Below are 17,168 nucleotides of genomic sequence, written 5' to 3'. Positions count from 1 at the left end.
ATAAAAATGATGAAACGATTTCTTATAACGAGCTTCCTTAGTATCTTATTCTTAATAAGCTATTCGGAGGAAATGTATATTTCCAGCCCCGATAAACGATTAGTTGTGCACCTTTCGCTAGAAAACGGCCGGTTATATTATCGCGTACAACTGGATGGAAACGAGATGTTGGAAAAGTCACCTCTCGGCTTGAAGGGAAAAACGGTCGATTTAGCGAGTAATTTGCATTTTATGGACCATCAAGTCTCCAATCAAATCGACCTAACATACGAGGAACGGAAGATTAAACGCCGACAGGTTCGCTACCAAGCAAACGAACTCGTATGTAAACTTGAAAATGATGCGAAGCAAAAACTCGACGTTATCTTCCGGGTGAGTAATAATGATATCGCTTTCCGTTACCATGTACCACAGGTAGGTGAAACTGCTAATTTTCCTGTCGAAGAGGAACTTAGCGGGTTCAAATTTCCGGCTACTACGACCACGTTTTTGACGCCTCAAGCTTCACCTATGATCGGATGGATGAAAACCAAGCCTAGTTACGAGGAGGAGTATAATCCGGATCAGGCCATAGGAGAACCTTCCAAATATGGAGTGGGCTATACTTTTCCTGCTCTCTTTCACGTTGGAGACCGTGGTTGGGTTTTGGTTTCCGAGACAGGGGTGAATAGCTTGTATTGTGGATCTAAACTAAGTGAGGGGGCGAAGGATGGACTTTATAAAATCGCTTATCCCGAGCCTGGAGAAAACAATGGTATAGGTAGTGCACAGCCGACGATCGCTTTACCCGGTTATACACCGTGGCGTACGTTGACGGTAGGGAATAGCCTGAAGCCTATTGTCGAAACGACCATCACCTTTGATGTGGTCGAGCCCCAATATGCAGCTTCAACGGACTATACTTTTGGACGCTCCACCTGGAGTTGGTTAGAGTGGCAAGATGGCAGTATTAACTTCGAAGACCAAAAAAAATTTATTGATCTTTCGGCTGCAATGGGGTATGAGTTCAGCTTGGTTGATAATTGGTGGGATGCGCGAATCGGGCGCGATAAAATCGAAGAACTAGTCGTCTATGGCAAGGATAAAGGCGTAGGACTTTGTCTTTGGTACAATTCGAATGGTTACTGGAACGATGCACCGCAGACGCCCAAAAATCGTATGAGTACCGCCGTATCTCGCAAAGAAGAGATGGCGTGGATGCAACGTATAGGTATAAAAGGGATCAAGGTAGACTTCTTTGGTGGGGATAAACAGGAAACCCTAAAATTATACGAGGATATCTTATCCGATGCCAATGATTACGGCCTAGTTGTTATTTTCCACGGATGTACCTTGCCGCGGGGTTGGGAACGCATGTATCCAAATTTTGTTGGTAGTGAGGCTGTACTCGCTTCAGAGAATTTGATTTTCACCCAGCACGCAAACGATATGGAAGCTTTTAATGCCTGCTTACATCCCTTTATCCGAAACACGGTAGGTTCCATGGATTTTGGACCTGTATTACTCAATAAACGGCATAACCGTGAAAACAACGGAGGGACAATACGCAAAACGACCGAAATCTTTCAGGTGGCTACCGCTGTTTTATTTCAAACACCTGTTCAGAATTTTGGCATCACACCAAACAATTTGGATGAAATGCCAGCACACGTGATTGACTTTATGAAACAAGTGCCAACGACCTGGGACGAAACCGTCTTTATCGACGGTTACCCCGGGAAATATGTCATTTTAGCAAGAAAACATGCCGACCGTTGGTATGTCGCGGGCATCAATGCGGAGAAAAACGAAAAAATAATTACCGTTTCTCTGCCGATGCTTTCAGATAATGAATGGCAATTATATACGGATAACAATGATCGCACATCAAAGAAGGCTGTCATAAAGCCTGCAGAAGGTAAACAGCTCAAATTGACGATTCAGCCAGGTGGCGGTTTTCTAGTTGTCAGTATGAGATAGGTAGGGGTAAGCCTTTTGAATAATTTAGAAGTTAAATATCATTTGGGTGGATTACTCTTTTGGTAATCCGTAGGTGTTACTCCGAATTCCGCTTTGAAACAGGTGGAAAAATATCGGGGATCCGAAAACCCTGTGGCAAAAGCTACTTCACTTACCGAAATAGATTTATCTTGATCCATCATTTGACAAGCATGTTTCAGGCGAATGTTTTTAATAAATTCGCTGGGCGATAGATTGAGCAGTACTTTCGTCTTTCGGTAAAGAGTCGATTTTGATAACCCTAACTTATCACCCAATTTAACGACATCGAATTGATCATCTTCTAAATTCGACTCAATAATATGGACCATTTTGTTCAAGAATTGTTCGTCAAGGGGAGTATAATCAAGAGTTGAAATATTGATTTGAGGATTTGCTTTAAAATCCAGTTGTCTTGTCCGTTTGTTGATGACAAAGCTATGTATTCGCGCCTCTAATACTTTCAGCTCAAAGGGTTTACTGATATACGCATCGGCACCGGCTTGATAAGATTCAATTCGATCATCTATGCTGTTTTTAGCTGTTAGCAAGATTATAGGAATATGGTTTATCTCGGTGTTGGATTTAATGGTTCGACAGAGCGTTAAACCATCCATAACCGGCATCATGATATCGCTAATCACAATATCGATGTCATGATCACGTAGTAGCTCAAGCGCTTCTTCACCATGTGTCGCTTGATAGATGGTATAATTTCTAGACAAGACATTGCACATAGTCAGACGGAGATCTTCATTATCTTCTACCAACAGTAAATTCAGCTGTTTTTCACCAATCCGAAGTACGGGTAGGGTCTCTGGATTTTCCGCGATATCAACAGAGAAAGCGGTATCTAAAAAGTGCTTGTTCAGCAGTTGTAATTCTGATACCGAATATTGGTTTTTATCAATGGGAATAGAGACGGTGAAGTAAGTGCCTTTCTGAGGAACACTTTCTACGTTGATGCTCCCGTGGTGGATTTCGACCAGCTCTTTCGTCAGAGCAAGGCCTATACCGTTGCTCTCGCGCTGTTTTGCATGTTTATTGTTATAAAAAGGAATAAATATCAAATCCAATTCTTCTGGAGATATGCCAATACCCGTGTCTTGAAGCTGTATAGTTAAATGCGTGCCGTTTGGTTTTTCGGTGGTTGTATAGGAGAGGGTGATACGTCCACCATTTGGCGTGTATTTAAAAGCATTGGATAATAGATTGAATAAGATCTTGTCTAATTTATCAATGTCGAAATAACCTTCAACTGCCCGCGCCGGTGGTTGAATCTCGAAACGAATATTCTTTTTTTTCGCCAAAGGACTGAAGTACATGGAGCAGAGTTCTTCAATAAAATGACCAATTTCTCCATAGCTTACGCGCAATTCCATCTGTTTATTTTCCACCCTTCTAAAGTCGAGGATCTGTTGGAGCAAGCGCTTCAATCGATCTAGATTAAATCTCATTTTTTCGAATTGTGTTAGATTTTTCTTGGTCGTTATTTGAATGTCATCTATCAAACAGGAAATAATGGTTAATGGGGTGAGCAAATCGTGCGAAATATTGGTAAAATAGCTTAGCTTGGTTTGCACCAATTCGTTGGCTTTTTCTTTTTCTATCTGTGCTATTCTTAAGTCACTACGCAATTTCAGCCTGTTCATTGCAAAAGAGACGATATAATAGATAAGGGTAACCACAATTAGTGTGTAAACAAGATAGGCCAAATTACTTTCATAAAATGCGGGTTTCTTTTTGATTGTAATTTCTGTAATAGCCGAGTTCCATTTGTTATTGAGATCTGTAGCTTTGATCAAAAAGCGATACTCCCCTTTGCCAAGGTTATTGTATGTAGCGAAGAGACGTTCTCTTGGCGCGTATACCCAGTCTTTATCAACACCTTCCAACTTATAGGCGTATCTAATTTTGTCGGGATGGTTATATTCAAAAGATGTGAAACTAATCTCTAGATTCTGGTCTTCCGGTTCTAAAAGAAGCGCCTGGCTGTAGAAGTCAAATTTTTGATTTTCCGAATGAAGTACGGCAGATTGATTATTGATTTTAATGTCTGAGACAATAACAGGTGAGGTATGCTCAGCGACGAAATCTGAATTTTGAAATTGCACAACGCCATTATATCCGCCAAAATAGATAGATTTATTTTTGGGATCTATCGTATAGGCTCGTTTTGCAAACATATTCACATATAGACCATCATCGGAAGTGTATTCCACAATGTTTCTGTTGCCTGGGTTTATCCGGTATATATTTCTTGTGGTTGACAGCCAAGTGGTATTGCCAAGACAAACAACATCAAGAAGCTGATTCTTCGAAAAAAGCTGCGAGTTAGCGAATTCGTTTATTTTTTTCTGCTGAATATGATAAGACAGAAGGCGTGCATCTTTTGTGCCTATCCAGAGATTACCCTTATCATCGGCATCCATCGTTTCAATCTGATCTGTTAATAACCCTGGCGTATGTTTGCCGATACGCTGATTCTCTTTCCAGGAGTTTTGAGCACTAAGCTGGTAGATTCCATTACCTTTAGTGGCCACCCATAGGTTTCCTTCACGGTCTTGGGAAATTCCTGTGATATGATCTTCTATGTTCTGTATCGCGACTAGTCTTTGGTCTTTTGCCCGTTGCACAAGGACACCATTGGCTGTCGCAATCCAAATATTATTGTCTCTGTCTGGAAAGAAAAATAGAGGTGCACCGGCCTGCGGTGTGCTTTCCTGTAGATTTATTTGTCGCTTTAATATAATCTCACTATTGCTTTTTCGGAAGATATTTATGATCGGATCGTAGGATGATCCAATCCAGATCTCGTTATCCACTTCAAGTGCGCAGTTAACCGCACGAATAGCCAGTAAGTCTTTAAAGCTAGCGTTGCTATAGGTATAAACCTTATTTTTTTTAGGATCGAATTTACCCAAACCAAGCCGTTCTAAATTAAACCAAAGCTGTCCCTCGTTATCCTTGTAGAGCATATTTAAATTCGGAGCTATACCGTATTTCTTCTTCACTTCTTCAAAGCCAAAATGCTTTACATCGGGTCTGTCGAAACGAATAGTTGAAACACCTTTTCCTCCGACAGAAAGCCATAAAGTTCCCGTTCGATCTTGATGAATATCACTAAATATATTGGAAGTATTGTCAAATAATGACGATTGATCGATTTCTTCTAGTGCTCCGTCTGCCGTATAAGCAAAGGTAGATACGCCAGAGAAAGACAAAACCCAAATGTATTTCTTATGTCGGTCTTGGAGGATATTGTAAAAGAGATCTTCTTTTCCTTCTCTTCTTCTATTTTTTATCAGTATTTCCTGATAAATAGCCTTGGGGTCATCAGGGTTAAAAAGAAAAAGCCCGTCTCCCCAAGTTACAATCCACAGTTGTCCGTGGTCATCTTCTAATATTCTGAAGGGATTGTTTCTTGAGCCCAATTTTGGATAGGAAATAAACCGATCTACATTCTTATTTAATTTAAAAAGACCTGCGCCCCAGATCCCCATCCATATGTTTCCCCGGCTATCTTCGAAAACAGTATTAACCGTGCCTGAAGGAATTGTGTTCTTGTTGTTCGGATCGTGTGTGTATTTTTTTTTGAGACTAAGATCCGGTCGGTACACATGGATTGCGTTAAATGTTCCTATCCAAATGTTGGATTCTTTGTCAATGTGGATTGTCGTAATATTTGCATTTTCTAATGTCTGGTCGGGAAAAGGGCGTACTTTATAGGATTTCTTGTCCAATATATACAATCCACTTTGTGTGGCTAACAGAAGCGCACCTTCTATTTCGTTGACGGATGTTATATTTTGGTCAGCAATAACGTTACCCTCGCTATTTTTCAGCCTGAAGTTAAGGAGATTAAATGCATCAAATCGACTGAATCCCTGAGCGGTTGCAAACCAAATAAAGCCCTCTCTGTCCTGAAAAATTTGATTGACAGTTAATGAAGGTAATTCCTGTTCAATGCGGACAGAAGCAATTCCGATTTCTTGGGCAAAGGAAAAGCAATAACTAAAAAGTAAGGAAACTAAAATCAGGAGGTATGATAACGTGCTCTTCAAAATTATTCCGTTTAAAAATCAGTTCACATAAAGATACAAAAAAGATATGCTGAGATATTCAGATTTATAAATCATGTCTATACTGGTTATTATTTGGTAAGATATTAAACAAGTGGCATATGTGCAATACATTAAGTGTTTTTTTTACATTTATATTGTAAGCCGATATTTTTTCTTTCACCGATACTGGAGGAAATCGTTAAAGATGTGAATTAAGGGCGTATTTTTATCGATTTGAATCAATTTTATAACGTAAATAATCTCTAATTGAACACTGTCGTAATCGCTGTAGGCTATATTTGTTGCATTAACATTTACAGAGTATTTTAACACACCAAAAAATGTACGTAAATCTGATTGTTTGTTTTTTATTGTTTTCATCCGTGGTATTTGGCCAGCGAGTTTCAAAGAAGGATGTATTAACGAAGTTAAATCTAGCTAATGCCTATTGGCAGTCAAATCACACGCCTGAGCAATGGGCATTTTGGGATATTGCCGCCTATCATACCGGTAATATGGAAGCCTATAAGCTTACGAAGAAAAAGGAATATTTGGATTATTCCACAAAATGGGCAGTATATAACCAATGGAAAGGAGCGAAATCAGATCATAAACCCGAATGGAAGTATTCTTATGGGGAAAAGGACGATTACGTACTATTCGGCGATTGGCAGATCTGTTTCCAGACTTATATAGATCTGTACCAGCTCGCACCTGACCCGACTAAGATTGCACGGGCAAAAGAGGTCATGGAATACCAGATGAGTACACCAAACAATGACTATTGGTGGTGGGCAGATGGTCTGTATATGGTGATGCCGGTGATGACCAAATTGTATAACCTTACCCAGAATGAACAGTATCTGGATAAACTGCATACCTATTTTGTATTTGCAGATTCATTAATGTACGATCAGGAGGAGAAGCTTTATTACAGGGATGCCAAATACGTATATCCAAAACATAAATCGGCAAACGACAGGAAAGATTTCTGGGCGCGTGGAGATGGTTGGGTATTAGCAGGTCTGGCTAAGGTATTGGCAGATCTTCCAAAAGACAGCAAACACCGAGATGTTTTTGTAACACGCTTTAACGAAATGGCTGGAGCGGTAAAGGCCAGTCAGCAGCCCGAGGGGTACTGGACACGTAGCATGCTGGATAAAGACCATGCGCCGGGACCGGAGACCAGTGGTACGGCTTTCTTCACGTATGGTCTGATATGGGGCGTCAACAACGGCTATTTAGATAAAAAAGAATACCTGCCTGTGGTAACAAAGGCATGGAACTACCTTTCGAAAGTAGCCTTACAAAAGGACGGGAAGCTGGGCTACGTACAACCGATCGGAGAGCGTGCTATTCCCGGACAGGTAGTCGATCAGAATTCGACTTCTCCATTTGGGGTAGGTGCTTTCTTGCTGGTGGCTTCGGAACTGTATCGCTTTTTAGACAGATAAGATATAAGCGGAAGTGGCGTTTTTTTTCCGAAGAAAATGCTGATATCGAAAGCTAAGATTCTTTACTAAGGGAACAAAAGCCTCCATATACTAATGATGGAGGCTTTTGTTATTTATTCATACAGAATGCGCGAGATTATTAAAAACTTCTTGGTTTAATTTTATAGGTTTGTGTGTATGAATGCTGGCAAACTTTATTTGATTCCTGTACCGCTTGCAGAAGGTGCGGAAAAATCATCCTATACCTTCTTGCATCAAGAGATAATCGATCGTATCCATGAATATGTGGTGGAAAATGAGAAAACAGCAAGACGTTTCTTGAAATCAGCTGGTTTGAAAATACCCCAAAACCAATTGATTATCCACGACTATGGCAAGCACGCCCGAGGGCAGATGAATTACGGCGAGGTTTTTGCGAATGTGTTGAAAGGTAAAGATATTGGACTGATGTCTGAAGCTGGTTGCCCTGGAGTGGCAGATCCCGGGGCGGATGTGGTTCTTGAAGCACATAAAAGAGGAATTAAGGTTGTACCTTTAGTAGGACCAAGTTCCATTTTGTTGGCGCTGATGGCGTCCGGATTTAATGGGCAGAGGTTTACTTTTCACGGGTATTTACCTATTGATAAAGGAGAGCGGGCTAAACGCATTAAGGATTTGGAAAGTCAAAGTGCTCGGGAAAAAGTAACACAGATATTCATCGAAACGCCTTTTCGCAATAATCAACTGCTGAATGAACTGTTGCGGATCTGTAAGCCATCCACCTTACTGAGCATTTCCAGCAATCTAACAGCTCCAGATGAACGTATCAAAACTATGTCTGTGGCAGAATGGAAGAAAAATCCGCACGAATTGCATAAGATCCCAGCGATCTTTTTATTGTTTGTTTAAGTCTTAGTAAATTTAGCGGAACTAGTAGACCTGTTTTTAAAGTCGCAGTAAAAATATATGGAAGAATTAATACAAAATAATCCGGATTTAGCAAAGATGTTACCTTATGTTATTGCGGGAGCTATTATACAGATTACGTTATGGATTTTTTTCGCACATACCGTTCGATCTACCTTAAAATTGATACAAAAAGAGAACCAATGTATACTGCCGAATCAAGCTTGGTTTCTCGCAGTGCCTTTTTTTAATATTTACTGGAATTTTGAGGTTGTGCGTAGACTTGCCGATTCGCTGAACAACGAATTTTTTGATCGCAAGATAGCCGTTGAAGAGAATCCAACTCGTAAACAAGGCTATATTTTTGCTGTATCTTTTTTAGTCGGCAATTTGCCGTTGCCTGTATTTTTAAGGTACTTGGCGTCCGTTGTTAATTTCATATATCTTATCGTTTATTGGATTAAAATTGCAGAATATAAAAAACTATTAAAAGCACATAATAAACATACGGAATCGGAAGTTACCGATTATAACCTGTAAAAATAGGATAGCTGAAAAGTTAAAATCGAATAGATGAAGATAAAAGAACTGACAAATTATTTGGAAAGTATTGCCCCCTTGTCTTACCAGGAATCATATGATAATTCCGGACTTATTGTGGGAAATGCAGACGATGAGATTACAAAAGCGCTGATTTCTTTAGACTGTACAGAGTCTGTAGTCGATGAAGCGATTGCAAAGGGCTGTGATATCATCATATCACACCATCCTATCGTGTTCAAAGGGTTGAAAAAATTTAACAACCAGAACTATGTGGAACGCACCGTTATCAAAGCAATTAAGAATAATATTGCCTTGTATGCGATACATACGAATTTGGACAATGTCGTTGGGGGTGTAAGCTCGAAAATTGCAGACAAATTAGACCTTCAGGCTCCGGCAATCTTGAGCCCGAAATCGGGACTGTTGAAGAAATTGATCGTGTATGTACCCCGCACAGATGTAGAAACGGTGCGTCAGGCTTTATTTGATGCAGGAGCAGGTCATGTTGGTAACTATGATCAGTGCAGTTATAATTCGGCGGGTTATGGTACTTTTCGTCCGTTAGACGGAGCCGAGCCTGCCATTGGTCAAGTGGGAAGCCAAGAGCGCGTAGAAGAAACCCGGATAGAGGTAATTTATCCTGCCCAATTGGAACGCGCGATTGTGGTAGCGTTGTTGTCTTCTCATCCTTATGAAGAGGTGGCACATCATATCGTGACACTAGACAATACCTCGCATTATGTAGGGTCAGGAATCATTGGAAATTTACCCATTCCCATGTCCGAAGTTGACTTCTTAGCCTATTTAAAAGAAAAACTGAAGTTAAATGTCATCCGGTACACACAATTTTTAGGAAAAGAAATATCCCGTGTTGCAGTTTGCGGCGGAGCAGGAGGATTTTTGTTGGAACATGCAAAGCGTTCAGGAGCTGATGTTTATGTTACAGCAGATTATAAGTATCATGAGTTTTTTGATGCGGAAGGTCAGCTAGTTATTGCTGATATTGGACATTTTGAAAGTGAACAATTTACGCAAGAATTATTGTTCGACATAATTCGGAAAAAATTTGCTAACTTTGCTCTCTTAATAACGGAAACAGACACAAATCCAATCAAATACTACAGTTAATGGAACAAACCGTAGAACAAAAGTTACAAGCATTATGGTCGTTGCAAACGATCCATACTAAAATAGACAAAATTCGCCAAGTGCGTGGTGAACTTCCTATTGAAGTTGCTGATTTAGAAGATGAAATCGCTGGATTAGAAACGCGTCTCGAAAAAATTAGAGTAGATCTTGACGATTTAGAAGATTCAATTGTAAAACGTAAAAACATGATTAAAGACGCACAGTCGGCAATCAAGAAATACGAAGGTCAATTGAACGAAGTAAAAAACAATCGGGAGTATGATGCTATTTCTAAAGAAATCGAAATTCAAGGCCTTGAGATTCAAGTGTGTGAAAAACGTATAAAAGAAGCCGAGTTTGAAATCAAAAACAAAACGGAAGGCTACGAAAAAACGGAAAACAACCTGAATTTTAACAAAGCTGAGTTAGAGGTTAAGCAAAAGGAACTGGAAACAATTACTTCAGAAACACAAATTGAAGAAGATACATTGTTGAAAAAAGCAGAAGATGCGACAACAAACAATGAAGAGCGTTTGTTGAAGGTGTATAATAAGCTTCGTAATTCTTACCGCAATGGCCTTGCTGTTGTTTCTATCGAGCGCGATAGCTGTTCAGGCTGTCACAACAAGATACCACCTCAATTGCAGTCTGAAATTCGTCAACGCAAAAAAATTATTATTTGCGAGCACTGTGGACGTATCTTAGTTGACGAGGAAATCGCTTCTGAAGATTAAGGAAATTTTATTTAAAATATGAACGCTGGAATTATATTCCGGCGTTTTTTTTGCGATTTTTACTTTGGAAATACTGGATCAATTTTAATAATCCTCAGTCGTACTTTATGAACCCATATGAGATGCTTTCACTGAAGATAATTCGCTAAAACGAAGTGTAATGAGCCGATAAATATGCAACAACTTGGATATAATCGATTTAATAATTGGAAATCAAATATATTTCCAACATAAAATTATCTAAGTTTGTTGCTTAATATTCTTATCTGTATATGTTTAAAAAAATATCCTGTTATTTAAGTGCTGCATTCGCTTTTGTTAACCTAAATGAGAGTAAGGCACAACAAGAAACGTTGCTTTTGCGTAATCCGAGCATAAGTCAGACACACGTTTCCTTTGTTTATGGAGGTGATATTTGGGTTGCCGATAAAAATGGCCAAAATCCAAGACGACTTACCGTAAACCCAGGTGTAGAACAGAATCCGGTGTTCTCTCCCGATGGATCACAGATTGCCTTTACAGGTAATTACGATGGTAATACAGATGTGTATGTCGTACCCGTTGCAGGTGGAGAACCCAAGCGTGTTACTTTTCACCCTTCTGCGGATGTGGTAAGAGGCTGGTTAAATAACAACGAAATCTATTTTACCACTACACGTGAATTTAACTATTCCTTGGGTTCACGTCTATACAAAACAAGCTTGAGTAGTGAGCTGGCTACACCATTGCTGATGCCAGAGGCATATCAAGGCTCTCCTTCAGCAGACGGTCGATACTGGGCTTATATCAAAAATGGAGATCCCACCGAACGGGATCGTGTCGCATTCAAGCGTTATAGAGGCGGAGGTATGCCTTCTATCTGGATTTTTGATACCAAAACCAAAAATGTAGAAGTCATTCCAGGCGAAAGATGTAACGATGTAAAACCGATTTGGTTAGGCAATAAAATCTATTTCCTATCAGATAGGGATAAAATTGTTAATATTTACAGTTATGATGTAAAATCAAAGAAGGTAGAAAAACTGACAGACTACACCGATTACGATGTGCGTACATTGCAGGGAAATGGAAATGAACTGACCTTTGAATATGCAGGGCGAATTCATATTTTGGACGTAAATGCTAAGAATGTAAATTCGTTAGCCATTGCCGTACATGCAGACGCATTGTATAAAAGAACGCATTATGTAAACCTGAACCAAGATATTAGAGGCTTCAGTATTTCTCCTACAGGACAAAGAGCGCTATTTGAAAGCCGAGGTGAGATCATTTCGGTGCCGAAAGAAAAGGGCGATGCCAGAAATATTTCTAATGCAGTAGGGAGTCATGAACGTTTCCCGGCTTGGTCTCCAAATGGAAAGTGGATTTCGTACCTGTCCGATAAAAATGGAAAATATGAATTGGTTCTTCGCGACCAAAAAGCGGTAACCGAGCCTGTTTATATTAGTTTGGGAGCAGGGCCTTTTTATTTTCAGCCGCAATGGTCGCCCGATAGCAAAAAGTTGTTTTTCAACGATGCTCATCTTAACTTATATTACGTAGATGTTGTCAGTAAAAATGTCACGTTGGTTGATTCGGACAAATTAAGTTCTACATTGGGTCGTACCCGTAATCACTTCGAATCGGCATGGTCTTTTGATTCCAATTGGATTGCCTATTCTAAATCGTTAATTAACGGTGTCAATGCAATTTTCATGTACAATTTGGAAAGCGGCAAAAGCCATCAGATCACCGACGGCATGAGTCAGGCGGGCAGTCCGACTTTCAGTAGAGATGGTAAATATCTTTTCTTTGCCGCAAGTACCAATACAGGGTTAACCAATTCAGGCTTGCATATGAGTGCCTATGAGCGCAGTCCTAATTATAGTGTATATGCATTTATTTTGTCGAAAAAGACACCATCTATTTTTAAAAATGAAAGTGATGAAGAAACGGTAAAAGAAGACAAATCCGAAGAACCCAAAAAAGAAGAAAAAAAGGACGAAAGTAAAAAGAAGGACGACAAAAAGGATACGGCTGAGGAAAAAGTTGCCGTTAAAAAACTGGATGTAGATTTTGAAGATATTAACAACCGTATTGTGGCCTTGCCTTTACCCGCAGGCTACTATAACCTGGATGGTAGCGTAGATAAAATGCTGACATACCGTCGGGGAGGTACGTTAGGTGTGTACGACCTTGATAAACTGGAAAATAAAACGTTGATCGAAAACGTGAGGGGATTTGAAATAAGTGCAGACGGTAAGCGGATGATCTATTCCAATGGCAAAGATTACTTTATCGTGCCTGCCGGACAGAAACCCGGGCCAGATAGCGGTAAGTTAAATATAAGCGACTTTAAATATGAGGTCGATCCTGCTGCGGAATGGAAGCAGGTGTTTAATGAAGTATGGTCGCTCCAGAAAGATTTTTTCTATGTAGAGAATATGCACGGTGCCGATTGGGTAGCTATGAAAACCAAATATGAGAAATTCCTACCCTATGTCAATCACCGTTCCGATCTAGGTTATTTGCTTAACGAAATGATGGGTGAGATGGTGGTCGGTCACAATTACATTTATCCGGGGGATGAGCCGTCTACGCCATCCGTAAGTACAGGTGTGTTGGGTGCTGATTTAGAGGGTGTTAATGGTGTGTATAAGATTAATAAAATATTCACGCGATTAGATTGGAATCCGGCATTTAAAGCGCCATTGGCAGAACCAGGGCTGAATATTAAAGAAGGAAGCTATATTGTCGGCGTAAATGGGGTGAAATTAGATGCTTCGGTGAATATTTATAAGTTATTGGAACAGCGGGTAGATAAACAGGTTACGCTGCGCATTAATTCGAAACCAACATATGAAGGAGGACGGGATGTTGTCGTAAAACCTATTTCTTTTACGGATGAAATTGCATTAAGAAGAATGGATTGGGTAGAAAATAACCGAAAGAAGGTCGATCAATTGAGTAACGGGCAGATCGCTTATGTGTATATGCCGAATACGGGGCAGGAAGGATATACGTATTTTAATCGTTATTATTTCTCTCAAATGGATAAAAAAGCCCTTTTAATGGATGAAAGAAATAATGGAGGAGGTTCTGTAGCAGATTACGTTATTGATCTTTTGTCCCGTGAACTAATTGCAGGTTGGGGCATTCGCGACGGTAAAAGTTTTACCACGCCAGGTAACGGAATTTATGGCCCTAAAGCCATGATCATCAACGAGAATGCAGGATCGGGAGGAGATATGATGCCGTATATGTTTCGCTTCAAAGGTCTAGGCAAGCTAGTCGGTCGTACGACGATGGGAATTTTAGTCGGTATTTCGGGGTACCCTCCCTTATTGGATGGCGGACGTATTACCTCACCAAACTTTGGTGTATTTGATCTTAACGGAAATTATATCATTGAAAACGAAGGCGTAGCTCCTGATATTTTCATTGAACAAATGCCCAAAGATTTATTAGAAGGCAAAGATCCACAATTGGAAAAGACAGTTCAGCTTCTTTTGGAAGAAATGAAAACGTATCCGTATAACGAAATCAAAAAACCAGCGGATCCGATCCGTGTCAATTAAAAAAAAGAAGAGGTAAAATGTTACGTCACTGCGAGGAAGTATGACATGGCAGTCTTATCTGGTCGTCGTCATTCTTCCTCCTCGATGACGATGGTATTTGTTTTTTAAAATAATAGCTACCTTTAAATTATGAATGAATATATGGTATCACCGAACTCACCATGGAAGTCGCTCCTTATTTTAGTGGGGCTTACCATCGGTTTAAGCATTGCGGTACAGGTGATTGTACTCGTAGGCAGTATTATGATTACCGGAGATTGGGAAACAATCATTAACGATAGTAATTCGATTTATACAAACAATAGTAACCCCACCTTTTTGTATTTATTGCTGGCAAGCAGTTCTATCAGTACATTTCTATTACCAGCAATTTTCTTGCAAAAAATAGAAAGCTATTACACCTATTTCCCGGCAAAAGAAATTGGGAACATAAAGAACTACATATTAGCTGCGGTGCTATTATTCGCTTTTGCGCCATTGATGCAGCTTATTGGGGAGTGGAATATGCGTATGCAATTGCCAGTTTCTATGGATGGGTTGGAAAATTGGATGCGTGCACAGGAAGATAACATGGCCGTTCTTACGCAGAATATCGTCATGGTAGACAGTATAGGTTTGTTGCTGCTCAATATCTTGATCATGGCAGTACTACCTGCTATTGCCGAAGAGTACTTTTTCCGTGGATCACTTCAGCATATTTTTCAACGGGTATTCAAAAATCACCATATCACGGTTTGGGTAACGGCAATTATATTTAGTGCCATTCATGTGCAGTTTTATGGTTTTTTCCCGCGATTGATACTGGGTGTTTTTTTTGGATATATGCTGGTTTGGTCGCGCAATATTTGGATCCCTATTATTTGTCATTTTCTAAATAATGCATCGGTTACGGTGTTGGCATACGTATACACTAGACAGGGGAAGACCTATGCAGATCTGCAGGCTAGTGAAACCTATCCAATAATTGTGTATCTTGGCAGTTTAGTACTTACTGCTGTAATAGGCTGGTATTTTTATAAACATGTACATCAAAATAGAGTAATAGATGGAGAAAGGTTGGATTAAGATAAAATCGTATAACAACGCTATTGAAAGCGAAATCGTAAAGCAAATGCTGGAAGAGAACGGAGTAGAAGCGGTGTTGCTAAATAAGCAGGATTCTTCCTATTTATTTGGGAAAATAGAATTATATGTGCCACAAGAACATGTGCAAGAAGCAGAAGCCTTAATCGGTGACTACGGTACAACTTCTTATAATCCAGAAGATGCTAACTAGAGCTATTACCGGATTTTTTTTCATAGCCGTTGTGATTGGCGCTATATTATTAGGTCAATATAGTTTTGTTGCTTTTTTTAGTTTGCTGGGTACATGGTGTTTATTTGAATTTTACGGCATGGTGAAAAGCGATGTCTTGCGACCCCATATAAGCGTAGGGTTAATTACCGCTGTGGTACTCGGAAGTTTAGTAAGTCTATATTGTCTCGGCATTATTCCGTTGAATGAAGTTTGGTTATTCGTACCGTTATTTTCTGCGGTATTCATTGTATCCTTATTTCAAAAACATGCACAGCCATTTCATGATATTGCGTACACCTTTCTCGGTGTGATATATGCGAGTTTTCCTTTTTTATTCTTCCTTTCATTGGGGTTTATCCAAGGCGAATACAATCCGTATATTCCGTTGGGCTTCATGATTATATTATGGTCTAATGATACCGGTGCCTATCTGGCAGGAAGGAGTTTTGGGAAGCGCAAATTATTTGAACGGATTTCGCCCAATAAAACGTGGGAGGGTTTTATCGGAGGCATCGTGCTGGCTTTTTTTGTGTCGCTTAATTTGGCACAGTATTTTGGTTCATTGCAAAAATGGGAATGGGCGACAATGTCTATCATTATAGGTGTTTTTGGAACTTTGGGGGATTTAGTAGAATCCATGCTTAAACGTAGCCTTGGTGTAAAAGATTCGGGTAAGATTCTACCCGGACATGGAGGTTTACTTGACCGTTTTGATGGATTGTTGATTGCTGCGCCATTGGTTTTTATTTTTTTGTTACTCATTCAATAATTAAGAATTTAGAATAATTTAATACTATGCTTTTTTAATTTAATTTTGAATTATTAGTCTAATATCTCAAATCTAATATCTACTTATGGTTATTCGCTCATCTACCTTTTCATTTCTAAGCAACCTCAAAAAAAATAACTCGAGAGAATGGTTTCAGGAACATAAAGAAGAGTACGATCTCGCTAATCAGAATGTAAAGGAATTTATCGAAGCCATGATTCAGCGGTTGTCGGAGTTTGATCTGCAGATCAATACCGATATCAAAGCTTCTAAATGCATGTTTCGGATTTATAGAGACATCCGATTTTCGAAAGACAAGACACCGTATAAAAGCTGGTTGGCGGCAGGTATATCGATTGATGGTCGTAAATTAGATGGACCGGAGTATTATGTTCATATTGAATCGGGGAATAACTTTTTAGCCGCGGGCTACTGGAGACCTAAAAAAGAGCATCTAGATGCGATCCGTCAAGAAATTGATTACAATGCCGTTGAATTTGTCAATGCGCTAGCAGCGGGAGGATGGAAACCAGAAGATTTGTCTCAAGAAGACAAATTGGTACGTCCACCAGCAGGCTATGATCCTAACGATCCCAATATCGAATTATTGAAACTCAAGAGTTTTATTCTATATAAACAGTTTTCCGACGAAGAAATGCAAAATCCTGATGCCTTAGATAAGGTTATCAATACCTGCAAAGATATCTATCCGTTCAAGGTATTCATTCATGAGGCCATTGATAGTTAAAAATGTGAATTT

At 39.6% G+C, this 17,168-nt stretch carries 12 protein-coding genes; 11 read left to right on the top strand and 1 reads right to left on the bottom strand.

Annotated features, from left to right (window positions below):
• Positions 1–6: 6 nt before the first annotated feature.
• On the top strand, positions 7–1,959 hold the full coding sequence (locus tag FAZ15_RS06625) for a glycoside hydrolase family 97 protein (RefSeq protein WP_202912332.1): 1,953 nt from the start codon (positions 7–9) through the stop codon (positions 1,957–1,959).
• Between the two features lie 38 nt (positions 1,960–1,997).
• On the opposite strand, the gene FAZ15_RS06620 is transcribed toward FAZ15_RS06625, so the two are convergent.
• A complete protein-coding gene (locus tag FAZ15_RS06620) occupies positions 1,998–6,041 on the bottom strand; it encodes a hybrid sensor histidine kinase/response regulator transcription factor (RefSeq protein ID WP_136900522.1) in 4,044 nt (1,347 codons plus the stop codon).
• A gap of 341 nt (positions 6,042–6,382) precedes the next feature.
• Here FAZ15_RS06620 and FAZ15_RS06615 point away from each other — a divergent pair, with 341 nt between their 5' ends.
• From FAZ15_RS06615 to FAZ15_RS06570, 10 genes are all read left to right on the top strand, one after another.
• A complete protein-coding gene (locus FAZ15_RS06615) occupies positions 6,383–7,495 on the top strand; it encodes a glycoside hydrolase family 88/105 protein (protein ID WP_136900521.1) in 1,113 nt (370 codons plus the stop codon).
• A 177-nt stretch (positions 7,496–7,672) separates the two neighbouring features.
• Positions 7,673–8,383, top strand: a complete 711-nt coding sequence (locus tag FAZ15_RS06610) for an SAM-dependent methyltransferase (RefSeq protein ID WP_136900520.1) — start codon at positions 7,673–7,675, stop codon at positions 8,381–8,383.
• 57 nt (positions 8,384–8,440) lie between these two features.
• Complete coding sequence (locus FAZ15_RS06605) at positions 8,441–8,920, top strand: hypothetical protein (RefSeq protein WP_136900519.1); 480 nt, start codon at positions 8,441–8,443, stop codon at positions 8,918–8,920.
• 33 nt (positions 8,921–8,953) lie between these two features.
• Complete coding sequence (locus FAZ15_RS06600) at positions 8,954–10,051, top strand: Nif3-like dinuclear metal center hexameric protein (protein ID WP_136900518.1); 1,098 nt, start codon at positions 8,954–8,956, stop codon at positions 10,049–10,051.
• A complete protein-coding gene (locus tag FAZ15_RS06595) occupies positions 10,051–10,785 on the top strand; it encodes a zinc ribbon domain-containing protein (protein WP_136900517.1) in 735 nt (244 codons plus the stop codon). Before FAZ15_RS06600 ends, FAZ15_RS06595 begins: the two co-directional genes overlap by 1 nt.
• 272 nt (positions 10,786–11,057) lie before the next feature.
• Positions 11,058–14,342, top strand: coding sequence for a S41 family peptidase (locus FAZ15_RS06590; protein ID WP_136900516.1), 3,285 nt, complete (start codon positions 11,058–11,060; stop codon positions 14,340–14,342).
• Positions 14,343–14,471: 129 nt separating this feature from the next.
• Positions 14,472–15,407 (top strand): CPBP family intramembrane glutamic endopeptidase, encoded by a 936-nt coding sequence (locus tag FAZ15_RS06585; protein WP_136900515.1) that lies wholly within the window; start codon positions 14,472–14,474, stop codon positions 15,405–15,407.
• Positions 15,388–15,618 (top strand): putative signal transducing protein, encoded by a 231-nt coding sequence (locus FAZ15_RS06580; protein ID WP_136900514.1) that lies wholly within the window; start codon positions 15,388–15,390, stop codon positions 15,616–15,618. The genes FAZ15_RS06585 and FAZ15_RS06580 overlap by 20 nt, the downstream gene beginning before the upstream one ends.
• Positions 15,608–16,408 carry a phosphatidate cytidylyltransferase gene (locus tag FAZ15_RS06575; RefSeq protein WP_136900513.1) on the top strand — a complete coding sequence of 267 codons (801 nt, stop codon included), beginning with the start codon at positions 15,608–15,610 and terminating at the stop codon, positions 16,406–16,408. Before FAZ15_RS06580 ends, FAZ15_RS06575 begins: the two co-directional genes overlap by 11 nt.
• 85 nt (positions 16,409–16,493) lie before the next feature.
• Positions 16,494–17,156, top strand: coding sequence for a DUF2461 domain-containing protein (locus FAZ15_RS06570; RefSeq protein WP_136900512.1), 663 nt, complete (start codon positions 16,494–16,496; stop codon positions 17,154–17,156).
• Positions 17,157–17,168: the final 12 nt, after the last annotated feature.

The organism is Sphingobacterium olei, assembly GCF_005048855.1.
GTDB lineage: Bacteria > Bacteroidota > Bacteroidia > Sphingobacteriales > Sphingobacteriaceae > Sphingobacterium > Sphingobacterium olei.
This window is presented reverse-complemented; position numbering and strand designations above follow the sequence as displayed.

Bases quoted from the DNA above. Each gene is read 5' to 3' on its own strand.
- FAZ15_RS06580 (WP_136900514.1), top strand. From the start codon at position 15,388: ATGGAGAAAGGTTGGATTAAGATAAAATCGTATAACAACGCTATTGAA.
- FAZ15_RS06615 (WP_136900521.1), top strand. From the start codon at position 6,383: ATGTACGTAAATCTGATTGTTTGTTTTTTATTGTTTTCATCCGTGGTA.
- FAZ15_RS06600 (WP_136900518.1), top strand. From the start codon at position 8,954: ATGAAGATAAAAGAACTGACAAATTATTTGGAAAGTATTGCCCCCTTG.
- FAZ15_RS06595 (WP_136900517.1), top strand. From the start codon at position 10,051: ATGGAACAAACCGTAGAACAAAAGTTACAAGCATTATGGTCGTTGCAA.
- FAZ15_RS06590 (WP_136900516.1), top strand. From the start codon at position 11,058: ATGTTTAAAAAAATATCCTGTTATTTAAGTGCTGCATTCGCTTTTGTT.
- FAZ15_RS06575 (WP_136900513.1), top strand. From the start codon at position 15,608: ATGCTAACTAGAGCTATTACCGGATTTTTTTTCATAGCCGTTGTGATT.
- FAZ15_RS06605 (WP_136900519.1), top strand. From the start codon at position 8,441: ATGGAAGAATTAATACAAAATAATCCGGATTTAGCAAAGATGTTACCT.
- FAZ15_RS06625 (WP_202912332.1), top strand. From the start codon at position 7: ATGATGAAACGATTTCTTATAACGAGCTTCCTTAGTATCTTATTCTTA.
- FAZ15_RS06585 (WP_136900515.1), top strand. From the start codon at position 14,472: ATGAATGAATATATGGTATCACCGAACTCACCATGGAAGTCGCTCCTT.
- FAZ15_RS06570 (WP_136900512.1), top strand. From the start codon at position 16,494: ATGGTTATTCGCTCATCTACCTTTTCATTTCTAAGCAACCTCAAAAAA.
- FAZ15_RS06610 (WP_136900520.1), top strand. From the start codon at position 7,673: ATGAATGCTGGCAAACTTTATTTGATTCCTGTACCGCTTGCAGAAGGT.